The following is a 16,552-nucleotide window of genomic DNA, read 5'->3' as shown; positions in this document are numbered from 1 at the left end:
GACTCTTTATTTTTTACCGGCCATCAGGCTCATGAATTGATCGAACAGGACCACGATATCGTGCGGTCCAGGGCTGGCTTCGGGGTGCCCTTGAAAACAAAATGCTGGGCGGTCCGTGAGCGCAAAGCCCTGCAGGGTGCCGTCAAACAAGGAAATGTGTGTCACACGGGCATTTGCGGGGAGCGTTTTAGCATCCACGGCAAACCCGTGGTTTTGGGCAGTAATAAACACTCGCCCTGTCGCCAGATCCTGAACAGGATGATTGGAGCCGTGATGGCCTGTTTTCATCTTGACGGTCTTGGCGCCTAGAGCCAAGCCCATGATCTGGTGTCCAAGGCAGATGCCGAAGGTCGGGAGCTTGCGCTCCAGGAAAACCTTGGTGGCGGCAATCGCGTAATCGCAAGGATCTGGATCGCCCGGGCCGTTGGACAAGAATACTCCGTCCGGATTGAGTGCTAGGACCTGCTCAGCAGTTGTTTGGGCGGGCACCACAGTGATGCGACAGCCACGCTCGGCAAGCAAGCGCAAGATGTTGGCTTTGACGCCAAAGTCATAGGCGACCACGTGAGGGGTCTGGCTGTCATTTTTGCCAAAACCTTCGCCGAGCTGCCAAGTGGACTCTGTCCATGTGGCATTTTTGCTGGCAGAGACGACCTTGGCCAAATCCTGACCAGACATGCCTGGAAAGGCTTTAGCAAGCTTGAGTGCTTGGTCCGCATCATCGCCCACAAAGATACAACCGCCTTGCGCACCACCCTCTCTGAGGATGCGTGTCAGCTTGCGGGTGTCGATTTCGGCGATCGCGACAATACCTTGCGACTTGAGATAGTCTGGCAAGGACTGGGTCGAGCGAAAATTGGACAACCGCGCGGGGCAGTTACGAACAATCAGACCAGCTGCGTGGATTTTGGTGGACTCGACGTCTTCGAGGTTGACGCCCGTATTGCCGATATGAGGATAAGTCAGCGTCACAATCTGGCCGCTGTAGCTCGGATCTGTCAAAATCTCTTGGTAACCTGTCATGGCGGTGTTGAACACCACCTCGGCAACCGTATGGCCCGGGGCACCGATCGAGATGCCTCGAAACACGGTACCATCAGCCAACGCTAGAATAGCAATTGTTTTAGTGGCACTTGAATTAGTTCCAGACCCTGGGTTCTTAAGCTCAATTTCATCAAATATATTTGGCAGCACAATTAACCCCGGCATCAAATCTAGTAAGCAAACCTTGGAAGTATAACCCGATGGCCAGCCTTCTCGAATCTTTACGTAAGTACACCACTGTTGTAGCAGACACCGGCGACTTTGAGAGCATGAAACGCTATCAGCCGACCGATGCGACTACCAATCCGTCCCTGATTTTGAAGGCGGTACAGCAAGAGGTCTACCGCCCAATGCTGGCACGCTGTGTGCACGCGCACCCGAACGCCTCTAAAGAGGCCTTGGTGGACCACTTATTGGTGGCGTTTGGGAAAGAAATTCTTAGTATTGTGCCGGGACGCGTGTCAACCGAAGTCGATGCCCGCCTGTCCTTTGATACTCGCGCCACCATTGATCGGGCTCGCCAAATTATGGCGCTGTATGAGGCCGAAGGCTTTGACCGGGAGCGTGTATTGATCAAGATTGCGGCGACCTGGGAGGGAATTCAGGCTGCACGCGTATTGGAATCCGAAGGCATTCGCTGTAATTTGACGTTACTTTTTTCGCTTTCGCAGGCTGTGGCATGTGCAGATGCTCGCGTTCAGCTGATTTCCCCTTTCGTAGGTCGCATTTACGACTGGCATAAAAAACAACAAGGCAGCGCCTGGGATGAGGCGGCAAGCAGTGGCCGTCACGACCCTGGTGTGCTGTCAGTCACCAAGATTTACAACTACTACAAGTTTTTTGGCATCACGACCGAAATCATGGGTGCGAGTTTTCGGAATACTGGTCAAATTTTGGCCCTCGCAGGTTGTGATCTCCTGACGATCAGCCCTGAGCTTTTAGGCAGCCTGAACGACGCGCAGGAAAGCTTGGCGGCCTCACTCACGCCAGAAAATGCGCGCGCCAGTCAGCCACAAGCCCTGCCCTGCGATGAACAAAGCTTCCGTTTTTTGTTGAATGAAGATGCGATGGCGAGTGAAAAGCTGTCAGAGGGCATTCGGGCATTTGTGGCCGATGCGCGTAAGCTCGACGCTTTGATCGACGCGCAACGCTAAAGCCAGGTGGTCAGCACTGAGGTGGGCGACGATTTAGGTCGGACGTCGTTCCATCAGCGCCCATGCCACAGTGCCGGCATCCACGTACTCTATTTCGCTGCCTGCGGGCACGCCACGTGCCAATCGGGTGACCTTAATACCGAGTGCGCGCAACGACTCTGACAGGTAATGGGCCGTGGTTTCGCCTTCGGCTGTAAAGTTGGTGGCCAGAATCACTTCGCTCACGATGCCGTTGCCCGCTCTTTTCAAGACGCGCCCAAAATCCAGCTCATCCGGCCCTCTGCCCTCAAGCGGCGCAAGACTCCCCATCAACACGTAATACAAACCGGTGTAGCCGTGGGTCGCTTCAATCGAGTTTTGATCAGCCGGGGTCTCAACGATACAAAGCAACGTCTCATCACGCTCAGGATGCTCGCACGTCGCACAAACGGGCACCTCGGTGAAACCATTGCATTGCTCGCAGTGCTGCAGGCGCTCGACCGCATCTGTCAACGCTTGACCCAGCTGCTCGGCTGCTTGCAAATCGTGCTGCAACAAGTGATAGGCCATGCGGCGCGCGGTTCTGACACCGACGCCGGGCAAACGTTTGAGCGCGTCCACGAGCGCGAGCAGCGGTTGTGGCTCAGAGCCGACTTTTTCCATCTTAGAAAGGAAGTTTCATGCCGGGTGGCAATGGCATGCCAGCAGTGACGGCCGACATTTTTTCTGAGGAGGTGGCCTCAGCTTTACGCAATGCATCATTAAAGGCGGCTGCTACGAGGTCCTCGAGCATGTCTTTGTCGTCTGCGAGCAAGCTCGGATCAATCGACACACGCTTGACATCGTGACGGCAAGTCATGGTGACCTTGACCAAACCACCACCCGAACCGCCCTCGACCAAAATATCGGCCAACGCGTCTTGCGCCTTTTTCATGTTTTCCTGCATTTGTTGCGCTTGACGCATCAAACCGGCAATTTGTCCTTTCATCATGATTGGATTTCCTAAATAAATTAAAGAATGGGTATGGTGAGCGCGCTAATTAAGCTGACTTGGACGAATCGATCCTGGCACGATTTTGGCACCAAAATCTTGAATCAGTGCTTGTACGAAAGGATCTTGATCAATGGCGACCTCGGCGGCATCTTGTCGCGCTTGCTGCGCCACTAAATCAAGGGCATGCGCAGAGGAGCCCTCGCCTGCCCCAATTTCAAAGAGCAGCTCGACCTTGAAACCAAAGTAATCGTTCAGCACCGTGCGCAAGCGCTCGACCGGTGCGCCCTCTGACAACGCCTTGCTCGGCACCCGCAAGGTCAATTGCTGTTTGAATATGGCAACGCATTCGGACTGTCTGGCAAGCTGCTCCGACATGCCAGACAAAGGGAGCTTGGCGGCAAACGCGGCCCAAGGCTCTGGCAGGACGATCGTGTCTTGATTCGCCGAGGGGACCGAGGGGGCAGGCGCGAGAGTGGGAGCGGGAGTGGCTGGATTGAGGCCCAGGGCCTCCTCATCCTCTGCAACATGCATTCTTTCAAAGTCTGCTGCGCTCAACGAATACTCGTCGTGCTCGCCCGCGTCCTGAAAACCGAACCCGTCGTCAGGCTCTGGTTCCGAATCTGATTCAGGAGGCTGCGCAGGTAGCGATGAAACAGCAACGGGTGCGGGTGTGGGTGCGGTCACTGCAGGTGCCGGAGGTGTCGTCACCACAGCTGGACGAGCCTGAACAGGCGCAGCAGTCTGTGCCGCAGCTACCGCAGCCGCTGGCGCGGGAGCTGGTGCGGGCGCGAGTACAGCCGAGGTTGCTACAGCAGAGACGGAGGGTGGCGTAATCATTGGCTGAGACGTCGACTCAGGCGCAGGCATCGGCACACCGGACGAGCCACCTAACGAAAGCATTCGTAAGCAAGCCATTACAAAGCCGGCATACTCATCGGGAGCAATCGCGAGCTCGGAGCGGCTGTGCACCGCAACGGTATAAAACAACTGCACAACATCTGGGTGCAAAGAAGTCGCAAACTTGCGGATATCCAGTGCGATCGGATCTGCCTCATCCACAGCAGCACTGACCCGCTGAGCAATCGCAATGCGGGACAGCAGCACGGCGAGATCGGCCAAGGCAGCACGATAGGAAAGTCCGCGTGTTGCCAGCTCATCGGCGATTTCGAGCACAGCCGGCGCTTGACCAGACTGCAGCGCCTCGAGCAGTCGCACGAGATGTCGCTGGTCGATCGTACCCAGCATGCCACGCACCGCTTCTTCGGTGAGGTTGCTGGCGCTGTAAGCGATGGCCTGATCAGTCAACGACAAGGCATCACGCATCGAACCCGCTGCGGCTTGACCCAACAGGCGCAAAGCAGGCACCTCGAAAGGAATCTGCTCATGCCCGAGGACGTTTTCAAGATGACCGACAATCGCCTCGCCCGGCATCTGCTTGAGATTGAACTGTAAACAACGCGACAGAACCGTCACAGGAATTTTCTGAGGATCAGTGGTCGCCAGGATGAATTTGACGTGAGCGGGAGGCTCTTCGAGCGTTTTGAGCATGGCGTTGAACGCATGACCGGTCAGCATATGGACTTCGTCGATCATGTAGACCTTGAAACGGCCCGCGCTCGGGGAGTACACCGCCTGTTCGAGCAGCTGAGTCATTTCATCGACGCCGCGATTGGACGCGGCATCAAGCTCTAAATAGTCGACAAAGCGCCCTTGATCAATCTCGGTACAAGCCTGACACACACCACAAGGGGTTGGTGTGATACCTGTCTCGCAATTGAGCGACTTGGCCAGAATACGGGAAAGCGTTGTTTTGCCCACGCCTCGTGTGCCGGTAAACAGCCAGGCATGATGAAGTCGCTGGGTAGTCAGTGCGTGCGTGAGGGCACGAACAACGTGATCTTGACCGACCAGCGTATCGAACGAGCGAGGACGCCATTTACGCGCGAGGACCAGATAGCTCATAAGTTTTACCGATCAGAGACGGAAATTGAAGAGGCGAGCCTGACTTCGGCACTAATTCTGCACGGCTGTGGCTGCTTCGTTCCCGACCTGACCAGATTGACCGCCGAACCATGCGAAGGGGCCCGCCAACTTCGATTTTAGCAGGGCTTGCCCCATCAATCTGAATTGAGCGGTATCCAAAGGTCATCTCTTGGAAAATAAAGGGCTGCACGCGCACTTCGACCATCAAGATCGGTCAATTGTTGACAATATCGTTCAAGTTGGGGGGCATACCGTTCGTGCATGCGCTGCACGAAATTCACATGAGCTTCACCCTGACCCGGACGTCCTGTTTTATAGTCAACCACCAACCAGCCCTGCTCATCCGCGAGGGCAAGGTCGATCACGGAGACCTTGCCAGCTGCATCCATCAACGTCCATTCCCGATAGGATTGCGGATGACTTAACAACCAGCGCCCGCGCTCTCGTGTCAGCATCGCCACCAAAGTATCAGTGACCTCAGTCACAGCCAATCCAGCTTGTGAAACAGGTAAACCCGCCTGCGTGAGCTGACGATGAATCAAAGAGGATTTCTCAAGGACTGCCTCAGGTGACCAGCCAGCCAGCCCCTGTTCGCCAATGTGCGCGAGCCAGGCGTGCACAAGAATGCCGACCTCCCGATCGAAGGTCGTTGAATCGCGCCAGGCATAGGCAGCATTGCGCGGGGCATCAAGGTGCAGCGGGAACGCAGGCGGAATATGTAGGCGGCGCCTGAGTGGCTGCCCCGTCAGGACCGGTCGATCCGAGGCGACCTCATCGGGGATTTGCAAACCTTGCGGCACCTCAGGTTTTTGTACATGCGACCATAGACGTCCGAGCAAGCTTCCTGAAACAGGATCCGCTAACAGACCGGTTTTCTTGTCGAGCTTGACCTCTGCCACTAAATGTAAAGATTCTTTGGCGCGCGTCGCAGCGACATACAACAAACGATCCACTTCAAAGGCTGCGCGACGCTTTTCACGTGAGCCGAGATATTTGGAAAAAACATCAGCATCGGAGCTAGCCCGAGGTTTGATCGGACCAAACATGACGTGCTCATCAATCTGCTCAATGCGCACCAGCGGACTTTGATCCGAACGTGGCGCATGATGCAGACCGAAGAGAATGACTCGCTCAAATTGCAAGCCTTTGGATTTGTGCATCGTCATGACTTCGACAGCACGGCTTTCAGAATCCGGTGCCGCAAACAGTTTTTCAAGCTTTGACTCAAGGGCATCAAGATCAAGACCACCATATGGTGCCATCTGCTCGACTAGCTGAAACACTCTTTCGGCATCCTGCAAGTCCCCGGCCCCTTGTGCCAAAGCCGGACCGCCAAGCAAACGCCATACCCGCTCAATCATGTTGGCGAGCGGACGAATATCATCCTCTTTTAATGCTCGCAGTAATATCGGGGCAGTCGCCATCAAGCGAGCATACTCATCAGGCTCAAGTACCTGCTCTGCATGACAGACGTTGCCCGTTGAGGATATTTTTAAGGCACGCTCCAGTATCGCGGGTACCGCTTCCAGCCGATCCTCAGACACCAAGGCGTGCAGGCTCTTGAGCGTCAAGCCGCAATAGGGTGACCGCAGAACAGAGACCCAAGCAGCACGATCGCCGGGGTGACTCAAGGCACGGATGATCTGGACCAGATCCACCACAAACGGGCGCTTGTACAAGGGAACGAGTTCTACCGCCCGGCAAGCAATGCCAGCCAGAGATAACAACTGCGTCACTTCTTTCAAATGCGTCCGCGCGCGCACCAGAACGGCAACAGGATGCTGCTTGTCGGGATACATCTCAAGCGCCTCGCGTACCAAGTCCACCACCACTGCTTCGGCTTTCGCGCCAGACTGTACGAATACAGGGTGAAAACTCACTGCAGGATCCAGGCTCAAGGGATGAAAGGCCTGCGAAGGCGCATAAGAAATCGCACCCGCTGCGGGTTCATCCTCAGCAGGCAACAGCTTAGAAAAAGTCGTGTTGACCCAATTCACCACGCCCGCTTGCGAGCGGAAGTTATCGGTCAGCTGCAAAGACTCTACGCGCAAATCCGCTAGGCCGTGATCGCGAATTTTTAGAAACAGCGCGACATCCGCTTTACGAAACCGATAAATCGACTGCATCGGATCGCCAACCAGAAAAAGCGTTCGGCCGTCATGGGTCTGCCACCCAGAGGTTATTTTTTTGAGCAAATCAATCTGTGACTGGCTCGTGTCCTGAAATTCATCGATCAACAAATGCCTGATGCCGGCATCAAGTTTCAACAATAATTCCGAAGGATCGTCCGAACGCCCAAGCGCCTGATCTGCGCGCCTGGCGATTTCAATGAAGTCCACCTCACCGGCTTGTGCAAATTGCACCATGAGTTGAGCAGAAGCTATCCACAAACATTTTATTTGTGCGCTCAGGATATGCCACTGTTCATCCGAAAATGCAGGGTCAGGCGTTTCAACGATCGCAAATAATCTTTCAATCCAAGCCGCAGGCTCATCGCTTTCGTGCGAAGCCAGCCATTCCTGCAATAATTTTTTTTGCTGTGATTGCGGTGGACATCCATTGTTCTTGTTCAAGGCGCGCCGCAATGTGCCACTCCCCGTTAAGAGGAGATCAGCCAGCGCGCGCCATTGCGCCAAGTACTCAACCTCAGCGCCAAACGACTCTCCCTCCCAATCGAGTAAATCAGTCAGCGCGTGCTCTGCATGCGTTTCAGACAGTGCAGCAGCCGCCATGCGCGCGACTGGCGCCAATTGCTCTGCCCAGCCGATCGGCATGAGCGAGGACAGGCGGGACAAATCCGCTTCAATCGCAGTCTGTAAGTTCAATTCCAATAAGTCGCGATCATCTCCTTTTTCGAGCAAAGGTAACCACTGATCACGCTGACCCAGCATATCTGCAAGCGCATCCGCTGCGACCTCGATATCCAGATCTAGATGCTTGAGCAAATCAGTCACGCACACAAACTCTTGCTGATCAGCAAGGTCCAGCGTCATGCGGGCAGCGGCCAGATAATGCGGACGCGCATCATCGACCACTCCTGGCAAACCGCCCATGGAGGACAGCCAAGGCATCGTGCGCACGAGTGATGCGCAAAAAGCATCAATCGTACGAATCGAAAGCCGCGCGGGATGTTGCAAGATTTGCCAACCCATCTCCTGGTCTCGCGCAAGGGCCAGACGCGCCAGCTCCCAGCTTTTACGCGCATGCATTTTGTCGGGGGGATCGACCGCCAGACCTGCCACCAGTTTTTGCAACACCCTTTCGTGCATTTCCGCCGCGGCTTTGCGCGTAAAGGTAATCGCTACGATTTCTTCGGGGCGATTCACCGTCGCAAGGAGCGCAAGAATACGATCCGTGAGCAACTCAGTTTTACCCGAACCTGCCGGCGCCTGAACTAAAAAGGACTGTCTGGGATCAATCGCACGCGCGCGGACAGCTGCATCATGAGGGATTTTTTCAGTCATCCTGATCTTCCTCATAGACACGTAATATCGGCAAAACGTCGCAAAACTTCAGATCATTTTTATTAAAGGACTGATTAATTGCCACACCTTGTAAAAACTCATCTGCAAGCCCCGTGATTGCGTCGTGTAGTCTTTGCATGGCACTGCCCCAACTAGGATCATCAAATTTTGCGTCACTCAGTGACTTGGGACCTTTGAGTCCGAGATCTTCATCCACCAAACCAATCGCGGCAACAGATTTACTGTGCAATTGCACAAGAATAAAACCAGCCAGACCCTCTGCGGCTGACGCACCAAGGTGTTCAGCGTCAGAGTGAAACGAATCATGGCTAAGCATTAGCGCTGCATAACTCGGCAACTGAAGATTCAACAGTCTGGACTGCTTCCAGTCTTTGAGTACATCCGGTAATTTAGAACCTGACTTGTAATCAATCACCACCTGTCGCTCATCGCTCAAAAGCGTATCAAGCCGATCCAGTCTCAATTCAAGCTTGAGTTTGGAAACAGAACCAATGGTCATCAAGCGCTTTTGTTCAATTTCAGTGACAGTAAAAGGCTGTCGTTCTGACTCAAGGTCTAACCATTGCATGACGATTGGCGCAGAGCGTTCAGCCTCCAGTTGCTGCCACATTTCAGGATATTCCTGAAGTTTCTGCTTTGCGACATCGTGCAACAGGGCCTCCAACCAGCCCTGAAGCTCACCACGATCACGTCTCTCAATCAAACTGTCCTGTGTGCGCAACTCTTCCCAGAGTCGCTGCATCACTGCATGCAGATAAATACCGCGTAAGGCTTTAGAGGGTAGCGTCGCATAAGGTTTTAAACCTTGCACACCCAGCCTGTAACGCACAAATCCCCACATCGGGTTACAAGACTGCGTCTCCAAAACATTGACGCCGCCCGCGGTCACCTCTGCCGTGCGCAGTGCGGGTCCGTGATCATCCACCAACTCTTGCAGGGTATCCTGCTTATGGAGTGGATGAGATTCGGGCGACCAGACATCAGCGACTGGAGTCAGACTGGAAATGAGCGGCGAAGGCCTCAAAGCCCTCTCACCTTCTTGTGAGGCCGAGCTCACCATGATTTCTGGTGCAGTGTGGGTTAAATGCTTGTAAATTTGTTGTGCCCACTCATACTCACGCTCTGGCGTCGCACGAGGTGCCTGCGCAACACGCAAAGCTGATAGCGGAATAAAGGGATTAGGCTTGGGCGTCGCAGGCATGACCTCATCCGTCAACCCGAGAATCCAGACTCCATCCCAGCTCCCGCCTTCCGCCTCGAGCAAACCTAGAACATCGAGCCTCGCTTTTGCATCACGTTGTGGTTGAAAAGCTGAGCTTCGCGCTAAGCGATTCAGCGACGACCATGCCTCGGAAGCACTCACAACACCTAACACCGGATTCATACGTGCGAATCGATCGAGCAGAACGTCCAGCGCCTCTGTCACCTGATAGGCCACGGAGCTTTGCTGGGTATTGCCAGGAAAGCCAATGAGGGAAAGTGTTGTACGAAAAAGTTGCGACCATGTCTGAGCGTCCGCTTGGCGGGGGAAGTCTTGCCACTTTTGCCAGGCCAACTGCCAGGCAGGTCCTAATATCAAAAGTGGCTCAATGGCACGCGACCATCCCGCTAAGGTCACGCGCGTTGTCTGCCTGTCACGCCAACGCGCATCAATTCGCGCGCGCAGCCCCATCTCGTTTAAATCACCCGCGCAATAGCCAGCCAGTAATGCTGCACCAAGTTCCGCAGGTTCGGCCCCCTTACGGTCTTTCATGAAGACAAATGTTCTCAACCAGGCGAGCATCGCACGTCCCGCACGCCAATCAGACAAAGGTCTAGCCACCGCGACGTTAAATGCCAGCGGCTCAACGACATCTTCTCTAAGAATGTGATCCAACACGCGCCTGGCATAAGGGACTTCTCGATCCAGCTGAGCGGCGACGATTGCATAACGCTTTTCAGGATTCTGAATCAGCTGGTGCCGCGCCCAATACGCCGCCGCGTGCCACTCTGCCTGAGCATTCGCGGCCAGGATTCTCTTGACTTGACCTGGCTGATCATCACCCTGACTCAAGACAGAGATCGAGACATCCATCATCGACAAGGCGGATAACACCCTCGCCATACGCGGTGAAATTTCAGAAAATCCAGCCAGTACAACATGTGCAGGCATCGATACTTTGCTTTGCACAGCCTCGTCAGCAAGCTTCTCCAGATGCAAAATGATGCGTTCGATGAGTTGACTTGGATCAAGCGCATCTAACGCGTGCAAGCGCGTGCGATATGCATCACGCCAACGCTCAAGGCTTAAAAACTCCTCCGTGTGATTGCCCTCAGCAACCACAATTTCCCACTCGCTCATTAAGGCATCGGCCTGCATCGCTGCTGCGGCAGCCTGATTCATATCAAGCAGTGGCCGCTCGGTCTCGAGGTCCTGTATCACCTGAGTCCAAAGTGTTTGTGCTGAAAAACTATCCAGCACATACGCTGGTGCAGGAATATGTTCCTCAAAGCTAAGTTGTGCAAGCACATGCGTGAGCCAGGAGGACCAGGGTGCGACCAGTGGGATCTCTGCAGTGCGCGCGTGATGCGCCGCGAGAGACTGAATCACGCTTCGAGTCAATCGATTGTTGACGGTCAATACAGCAGTTGAACGTGCAGGCAAGCCACAAAGCTGCGTGTAATCCGTAGCAGGAAAATCTTTTAGTGCAGGCATCTCAGACAATTAAAACCCGCACATCGTGGCGACTGTTTCCCAGTTGATGCGCATACCGGGCGTTAGGTAACCTAAGAAACCGATCACGAGTACAGCAAGCAGTACTCCGCCCCCGAGTACCTTGAGTAGTATTTTTGAAAAACCAGAATGTTGTTTAGTGTGAGGCATCTCAAGCGCCAGCAGGAGTGAGGCCGAGGGCAAGTGGTTTTTCTTTGACTGGCAGGCATAAGGCTGCGGCTATGAGTGCTAATGCAATGCCTATCCACCAGACCAGATCATAACTACCTGTGATCGCCTGGACCTTGCCTCCCAACCAGACGCCGCTAAAGCTCCCCAATTGATGCCCTAAAAACACCATACCTGAAAGTGTCGCCGCATAACGCAGGCCGTAAATCTGAGCGATCAGACCCAACGTCAACGGAACCGTCCCCAGCCAGAATAACCCCATCCACGCAGCAAATACGTAGACGACGAATGTCGTTGTCGGCATCACCAAAATCCAAAGAATGCCAAAGGCACGCATGAAATACAAGAAGGCGAGCAAGTTCTTTTTACTGTGTGTGCCGCCCATTTTGCCTGCGGAAAAAGAGCCAAAAACATTGAATAAACCAATCAAGGCAATCGCGATCGCTCCGGTGCTCGCGTTTAAACCCGCATCTGTAACAAAGGAAGGCAAATGCAGAGTAATGAACGCGGTGTGAAAACCGCACACAAAATAACTCCAGAACAGGAAATGAAACGTCGGGTGTTTCAAGGCCTGGCTAATCGCGCTGAGCAGCGATTGTTGCTGCCCGACTGCAGCCGCAGGCTTTCCTCTCAAAAACCAGATCAGCGGTAAGGTCGAGGCCAGCACAACTGACATTATCCAATACGCACCCGTCCACTGATATGTATCAATCAACAATTGACCGGTGGGAACCACCAAAAATTGTCCGAGGGAACCACCTGCACTCGCAATACCCATCGCCGTGCTACGTGACGCGACAGGAACCGTTCTTGCAATAACAGGGAGAATGACCGCAAAAGTTGTACCCGCTTGTCCAAGCCCCACCAGTACGCCTGCGCTCAGATACAAATCTGATACGCTCGTGGCGTAACGCGTGCCGACAAGACCACAGGCATAAAAAACTGCACTCAAAGCGATCGTTCGGCCCGAACCGAATCGATCCGCCATCATGCCAGCACCGATCGCTCCGAATCCCCAGACCAGATTTTGAATGGCAAACGCCATCGAAAAGACTTCACGGGGCCAGTTATGCTCAAGCCCCATTGGCTGCATGAACAAACCAAAGGTCGCGCGCGTCCCCATCGCCAAAAGAACAATGAATGTTCCTATTAGGATAGTCCGGACTGCATATTGATCTTTTTGTTCTGGTGTATTGGCGGTCGCTTGTGTCATATGTCTCTGCAGCAATCTGGATCAAGAGGATAAAAGTCAGGAGACTTGTTTATTTATTTTTTTGCTGCGGAAACGCCTCGCATTTCAGCCATGCGCTGCGCAATCAAGACTGACCATTTGTCAAAAGCGTTTTTGGCATAGGACCATTGCTGAAAAGAATTGAGATAACCGCTCGCCCAAGTCTGCGCAGCACCTACAACACCACTGTTCATGTCGGCTGCATATTTACGTCCAATTTCTGTATCGCGGCATTCTGCCAGCACCGCGCCTGTGACACCATCACGAAACTGCATTTCCATGCCGGTTTCACCCATGTATGGGGTCGATCCAGCGGGACGCCCTGTTGCTGTTCCGGAGCCAGCCTCCAGAATGAAGGCGTAGGGAATCAAGGTACCAGCAATGCTGTCAGTCACTTGCGTAGGGACAAGGTCAGTTAATGCTACACGCATGACAACTACACCCGGGCCAGCTTTATCTACTATTTGCATTTGAGGCTTAAGGCTTTTAACCAATGCCTCGTGGAAATAATCCGTCAGGGTTTTGAGGTCATTAGGATCAATCATTGTTTCGTTGCGCCTGTCTGTTGACGAAGCAAATGACACGACTATTCGTGAAACAAGTACCTTGTTGTAGCGGGAGGCTTTTAAATTTTGCTCGCTCCAGCACTGCATACCCTCACCCCATTGGGTCGCTTTCAAACGTCCGTATTCAGAGAGAAATCCTGATTTTGTCATGCGGGCAGTATCTGAAACTGTAATATTTGTCCCGTCTCCCAATCCAGGCTTATCGCCAACACAACCGGTTAGTAACGTGGCGACTAAAAACATCAGGCATGCCGATGGAAGGCAGAAAACTGATGCTTTATTTTTCTTCTGAGCCATCATCACAACGTAATTCCTTTGATTAAAGCTATCTGATATTAAGTTTGCAGACATACATTCTGTAAGCAGATAAATGCATATTAACAATTTGACAAAAAAAATAGTCTTATCTTTTCTGATAAGACTATAAATTAACGATAATCAGACCGAGCACTCAACCGCGACCACAGGACACAGCCCCCAGTCTGACACCATTAAATGGACACTTCGGCGACCGGCAACGGCACTTCAACATAATGTGAAGCCATGGCAGAAAGGTGAGATTCTTGTGTTGAAGACCCACCAGAGCAACCAGATGTATGTTCAAAGACATAGTCCGAGTCCGTCAGAACTGCATCCAATTGAATTGCATCCTCCGCTTCATCTGGCTCCTCCAAAGAAAACAGCTCCTCAACATCCGAGGTAGGCGTCTGAACCAAGGCGTAACCTTGAGCTGGCGAATCCGTAGTTGGCGTCGACAACTCTTGACTTGGGGTCATACTATCAATTTCGTCGAAAATGAGGGCCTGAGAGCTCTCAACAGAAGTCAGAAAAGCATCTGCAGAAGCGAAAGCTGACGAGACCGGGGCCTGAATCTGAACTGCACCAAAACTCTCATGCATAAAATTAATGACGGCCCTAGAGTCATCCACAGACTGGCTAAAATCATTCATACCTGAGGACGTTGCAGCGACAGGCTCAAAAGCAGCGCCATCTTCAGACACTGCAATGTACTCATCAGACCAGTTCTCACCATTAAACACAGCATCCATAAGAGACTTTTGAACAAGCTCAAGATTATTCAGATCCCCGTCTGTGTCTTCATACCATTGAAACCAGACATCTGCAAAATGGGATTCACGATCATAATTAAACGCCTCACTGCTGCCGTTATTGAAATTAAAATAATCAACATGAGGCTCTCCATCCACCTGGGTCACAGTGTTGACGCCAAGCATCGTATTTTCGTATAAGACCGCGTCTACGAGGACCGTTGACTCTTTTGAAAATACAGCACCTAAAAGACTCGCAGGACTCCAGTCCGGATTGAGAGCATCGTCTCCGGCAAGGGCTTTGAATTTATCGGGCCAATTGTCCACGACATCATTCCAATTAGTTTGCCCATCTGCTGTCATCAAATATTTATAGAGTGCTAGATTTTCAAGAGGTGAATCAATCGTTGCACCATCGCACATTATGCGACCTGCGGGATCCGTTGTGATACTAGTGGCAGCATCGATCTTAGAAAGTGCTTCAGTCAGCGCATGATTCAAAACAGACTCTGGTGCACGCACAACGTTTGCTCGCTCGAGTTCCACCGTTTGAGTAAACGCCAGCAAATCTGCAGGAATTTCATAATCTCCATCGGCATTGAGCACGTAATAGATTGGAGCGCCGTTTGTACCTACAAGGATTTGCTGTCCATTCGCATCTAGAACAGCTTCTCCGTTACCAAAGCCATCAGTTGCGTCAAGATCACGGAGAAGAACGTACTGATCGCCGTACAAGTCACCGTTATCGTTACTGCCACCCCCGCCGCCACCGCCACCGCCACCATTTCCACTTCCTCCGCTCCCTCCACTTCCTCCACCCTCATCGGTAGAAGTTCCATCAATAAAATCTACAACCAAACTCGTTTTTGTGTAATTGACCACCGTTGACGCGTTAGGCGTTGTCTCAAATGCACCATCGAGAAAAGTAAAGGACAGATTATTGATATCGTGAACACTGGCACTAGGTGACGCAGTTCCTGTGAGCGTGGCAGTCAAAATCGTGTTGCTAGCTAACGTAAACGATGCAACAAGCCCCTCAGGCACATTAGCGACTAGAATTTTATTTGCAACATTTGTAGAAAAGGTATCCCCAGCGAGAGTAATCACAATCGAGCTACCAATGGTCCCGTTATTTGCAGTAGATTCCACAAATGTACCGGAACTATAGGTAAGCGTTGGTACCGGAGGAGGCTCTGGCGTCACGGGACCTGGATTCACGGGACCCGGATCCGATGGTCCCGGAGTCACGTTCACTGGCAATTGCGGGGCAGGATCCGTTTGAACAGGAGCACCGACATCTGGTGTGGATGGCCTCACCGCATCTCTTGCGCTATCAATGTCATCATTTTGGGAATGCAATGCAAAATTAGTCGCTCTTTCGACCTTGCTCCTGATTGCTCCAGTATCAGCAGCGTCTACACCGCCCGAACCATTAAATGCCGCCTCTGTCAGCATTCTCGCAACTTCGTAAAAAGGGATACCATCATCGATTAGCCCGCCCCAATACTTGAGTCCCTCCGAGTCTGCAGAACGATCAAATGCATTCAAATAAAACATATTGACTTGTTGAGCTGAGGTCATTCCGCGAAAAGTATCCGAAACCTCTGAACAGGCCGCAAAATAACTGCATACGTCCTGAATATCAGCCCCATTAGCCAGCTCTCCACTCCAAATATTTAAGCCCGCTTTTTCTGGCGCTCGGCCAAGCATAACAATATAAAGCTGTGCCACGCTACTATGGATATCTCTAGAAAAAGAATCTGCATTGACTGCAACTGAAGGAAAGTCTATCTGACTTAAACCGGTACGACTCGAAGAATCCGAATTCACTGATTCTTCTGAAAGCAACTCAACATTACCTTCGTAACTGTAATCCATATCATTCTCCTTGAAGATCCCGTGGCCAAGAAAGGCAACACGTTTGATCCGACGGCAAACAAATGTTCGCCACGTTTCAAGTCTGATCAGGAAGCAGTCGAGCGTAAATTCATCAAAAGGCTTATTTTTTTTATCTAATAGTTATTTTTTTCGATATAAAAATATGTCAAAAGATATTGATGCTTTTAAAGAGTGACCCTTGAGAATCTGGTGGCGCCGCCGAGACGAATCGAACGTCCGACTCCCTTCTTAGGAGGAAGGTACTCTATCCACTGAGTTACGGCGGCGTGTGGTGTAGTTTAACAAGT

At 52.4% G+C, this 16,552-nt stretch carries 11 protein-coding genes, 1 tRNA gene and 1 other RNA gene; 1 reads left to right on the top strand and 12 read right to left on the bottom strand.

The window, feature by feature from the left end; genetic code table 11:
- Nucleotides 1-6: 6 nt before the first annotated feature.
- The gene (carA, locus tag WBJ47_RS02185; RefSeq protein WP_422245171.1) at nucleotides 7-1,119 is read right to left on the bottom strand and encodes a glutamine-hydrolyzing carbamoyl-phosphate synthase small subunit; all 1,113 of its coding nucleotides are present in this window, start codon (nucleotides 1,117-1,119) and stop codon (nucleotides 7-9) included.
- A 125-nt stretch (nucleotides 1,120-1,244) separates the two neighbouring features.
- On the opposite strand from carA, the gene tal reads away from it, so the two are divergent.
- Complete coding sequence (tal, locus tag WBJ47_RS02180; RefSeq protein ID WP_422245048.1) at nucleotides 1,245-2,198, top strand: transaldolase; 954 nt, start codon at nucleotides 1,245-1,247, stop codon at nucleotides 2,196-2,198.
- Between the two features lie 33 nt (nucleotides 2,199-2,231).
- On the opposite strand, the gene recR is transcribed toward tal, so the two are convergent.
- The 11 genes from recR to WBJ47_RS02125 all read right to left on the bottom strand — a co-directional run bounded on the left by recR (nucleotide 2,232) and on the right by WBJ47_RS02125 (nucleotide 16,531).
- Nucleotides 2,232-2,840, bottom strand: a complete 609-nt coding sequence (recR, locus tag WBJ47_RS02175; protein ID WP_422245050.1) for a recombination mediator RecR — start codon at nucleotides 2,838-2,840, stop codon at nucleotides 2,232-2,234.
- A 1-nt stretch (nucleotide 2,841) separates the two neighbouring features.
- Nucleotides 2,842-3,168, bottom strand: coding sequence for a YbaB/EbfC family nucleoid-associated protein (locus WBJ47_RS02170; RefSeq protein WP_422245052.1), 327 nt, complete (start codon nucleotides 3,166-3,168; stop codon nucleotides 2,842-2,844).
- 45 nt (nucleotides 3,169-3,213) lie between these two features.
- Nucleotides 3,214-5,133: a DNA polymerase III subunit gamma/tau gene (gene dnaX / locus WBJ47_RS02165; RefSeq protein ID WP_422245053.1), complete on the bottom strand. Its 1,920-nt coding sequence runs from the start codon at nucleotides 5,131-5,133 to the stop codon at nucleotides 3,214-3,216.
- Nucleotides 5,134-5,162: 29 nt separating this feature from the next.
- Nucleotides 5,163-5,260, bottom strand: an RNA gene (ffs, locus tag WBJ47_RS02160) — signal recognition particle sRNA small type.
- A gap of 28 nt (nucleotides 5,261-5,288) precedes the next feature.
- Nucleotides 5,289-8,618 carry a UvrD-helicase domain-containing protein gene (locus tag WBJ47_RS02155; protein WP_422245055.1) on the bottom strand — a complete coding sequence of 1,110 codons (3,330 nt, stop codon included), beginning with the start codon at nucleotides 8,616-8,618 and terminating at the stop codon, nucleotides 5,289-5,291.
- Nucleotides 8,611-11,334, bottom strand: coding sequence for a PD-(D/E)XK nuclease family protein (locus tag WBJ47_RS02150; RefSeq protein ID WP_422245172.1), 2,724 nt, complete (start codon nucleotides 11,332-11,334; stop codon nucleotides 8,611-8,613). Before WBJ47_RS02150 ends, WBJ47_RS02155 begins: the two co-directional genes overlap by 8 nt.
- A 9-nt stretch (nucleotides 11,335-11,343) precedes the next feature.
- A complete protein-coding gene (locus tag WBJ47_RS02145; RefSeq protein ID WP_422245057.1) occupies nucleotides 11,344-11,502 on the bottom strand; it encodes a hypothetical protein in 159 nt (52 codons plus the stop codon).
- A gap of 1 nt (nucleotide 11,503) precedes the next feature.
- Entirely contained in the window at nucleotides 11,504-12,733 is a 1,230-nt protein-coding gene (locus WBJ47_RS02140) for an MFS transporter (RefSeq protein WP_422245059.1), read from the bottom strand.
- A 53-nt stretch (nucleotides 12,734-12,786) separates the two neighbouring features.
- Nucleotides 12,787-13,668 carry a DUF3313 domain-containing protein gene (locus WBJ47_RS02135; RefSeq protein WP_424585297.1) on the bottom strand — a complete coding sequence of 294 codons (882 nt, stop codon included), beginning with the start codon at nucleotides 13,666-13,668 and terminating at the stop codon, nucleotides 12,787-12,789.
- Nucleotides 13,669-13,808: 140 nt separating this feature from the next.
- Entirely contained in the window at nucleotides 13,809-16,244 is a 2,436-nt protein-coding gene (locus WBJ47_RS02130; RefSeq protein ID WP_422245062.1) for a DUF4214 domain-containing protein, read from the bottom strand.
- A 211-nt stretch (nucleotides 16,245-16,455) separates the two neighbouring features.
- Nucleotides 16,456-16,531, bottom strand: a tRNA-Arg gene (locus WBJ47_RS02125).
- Nucleotides 16,532-16,552 lie beyond the last annotated feature (21 nt).

Source organism: Zwartia sp. (assembly GCF_049655405.1).
Taxonomy (GTDB): domain Bacteria; phylum Pseudomonadota; class Gammaproteobacteria; order Burkholderiales; family Burkholderiaceae_B; genus Zwartia.
The sequence above is the reverse complement of the archived record's forward strand: the minus strand, read 5'-3'. Positions and strand labels throughout refer to the sequence as shown.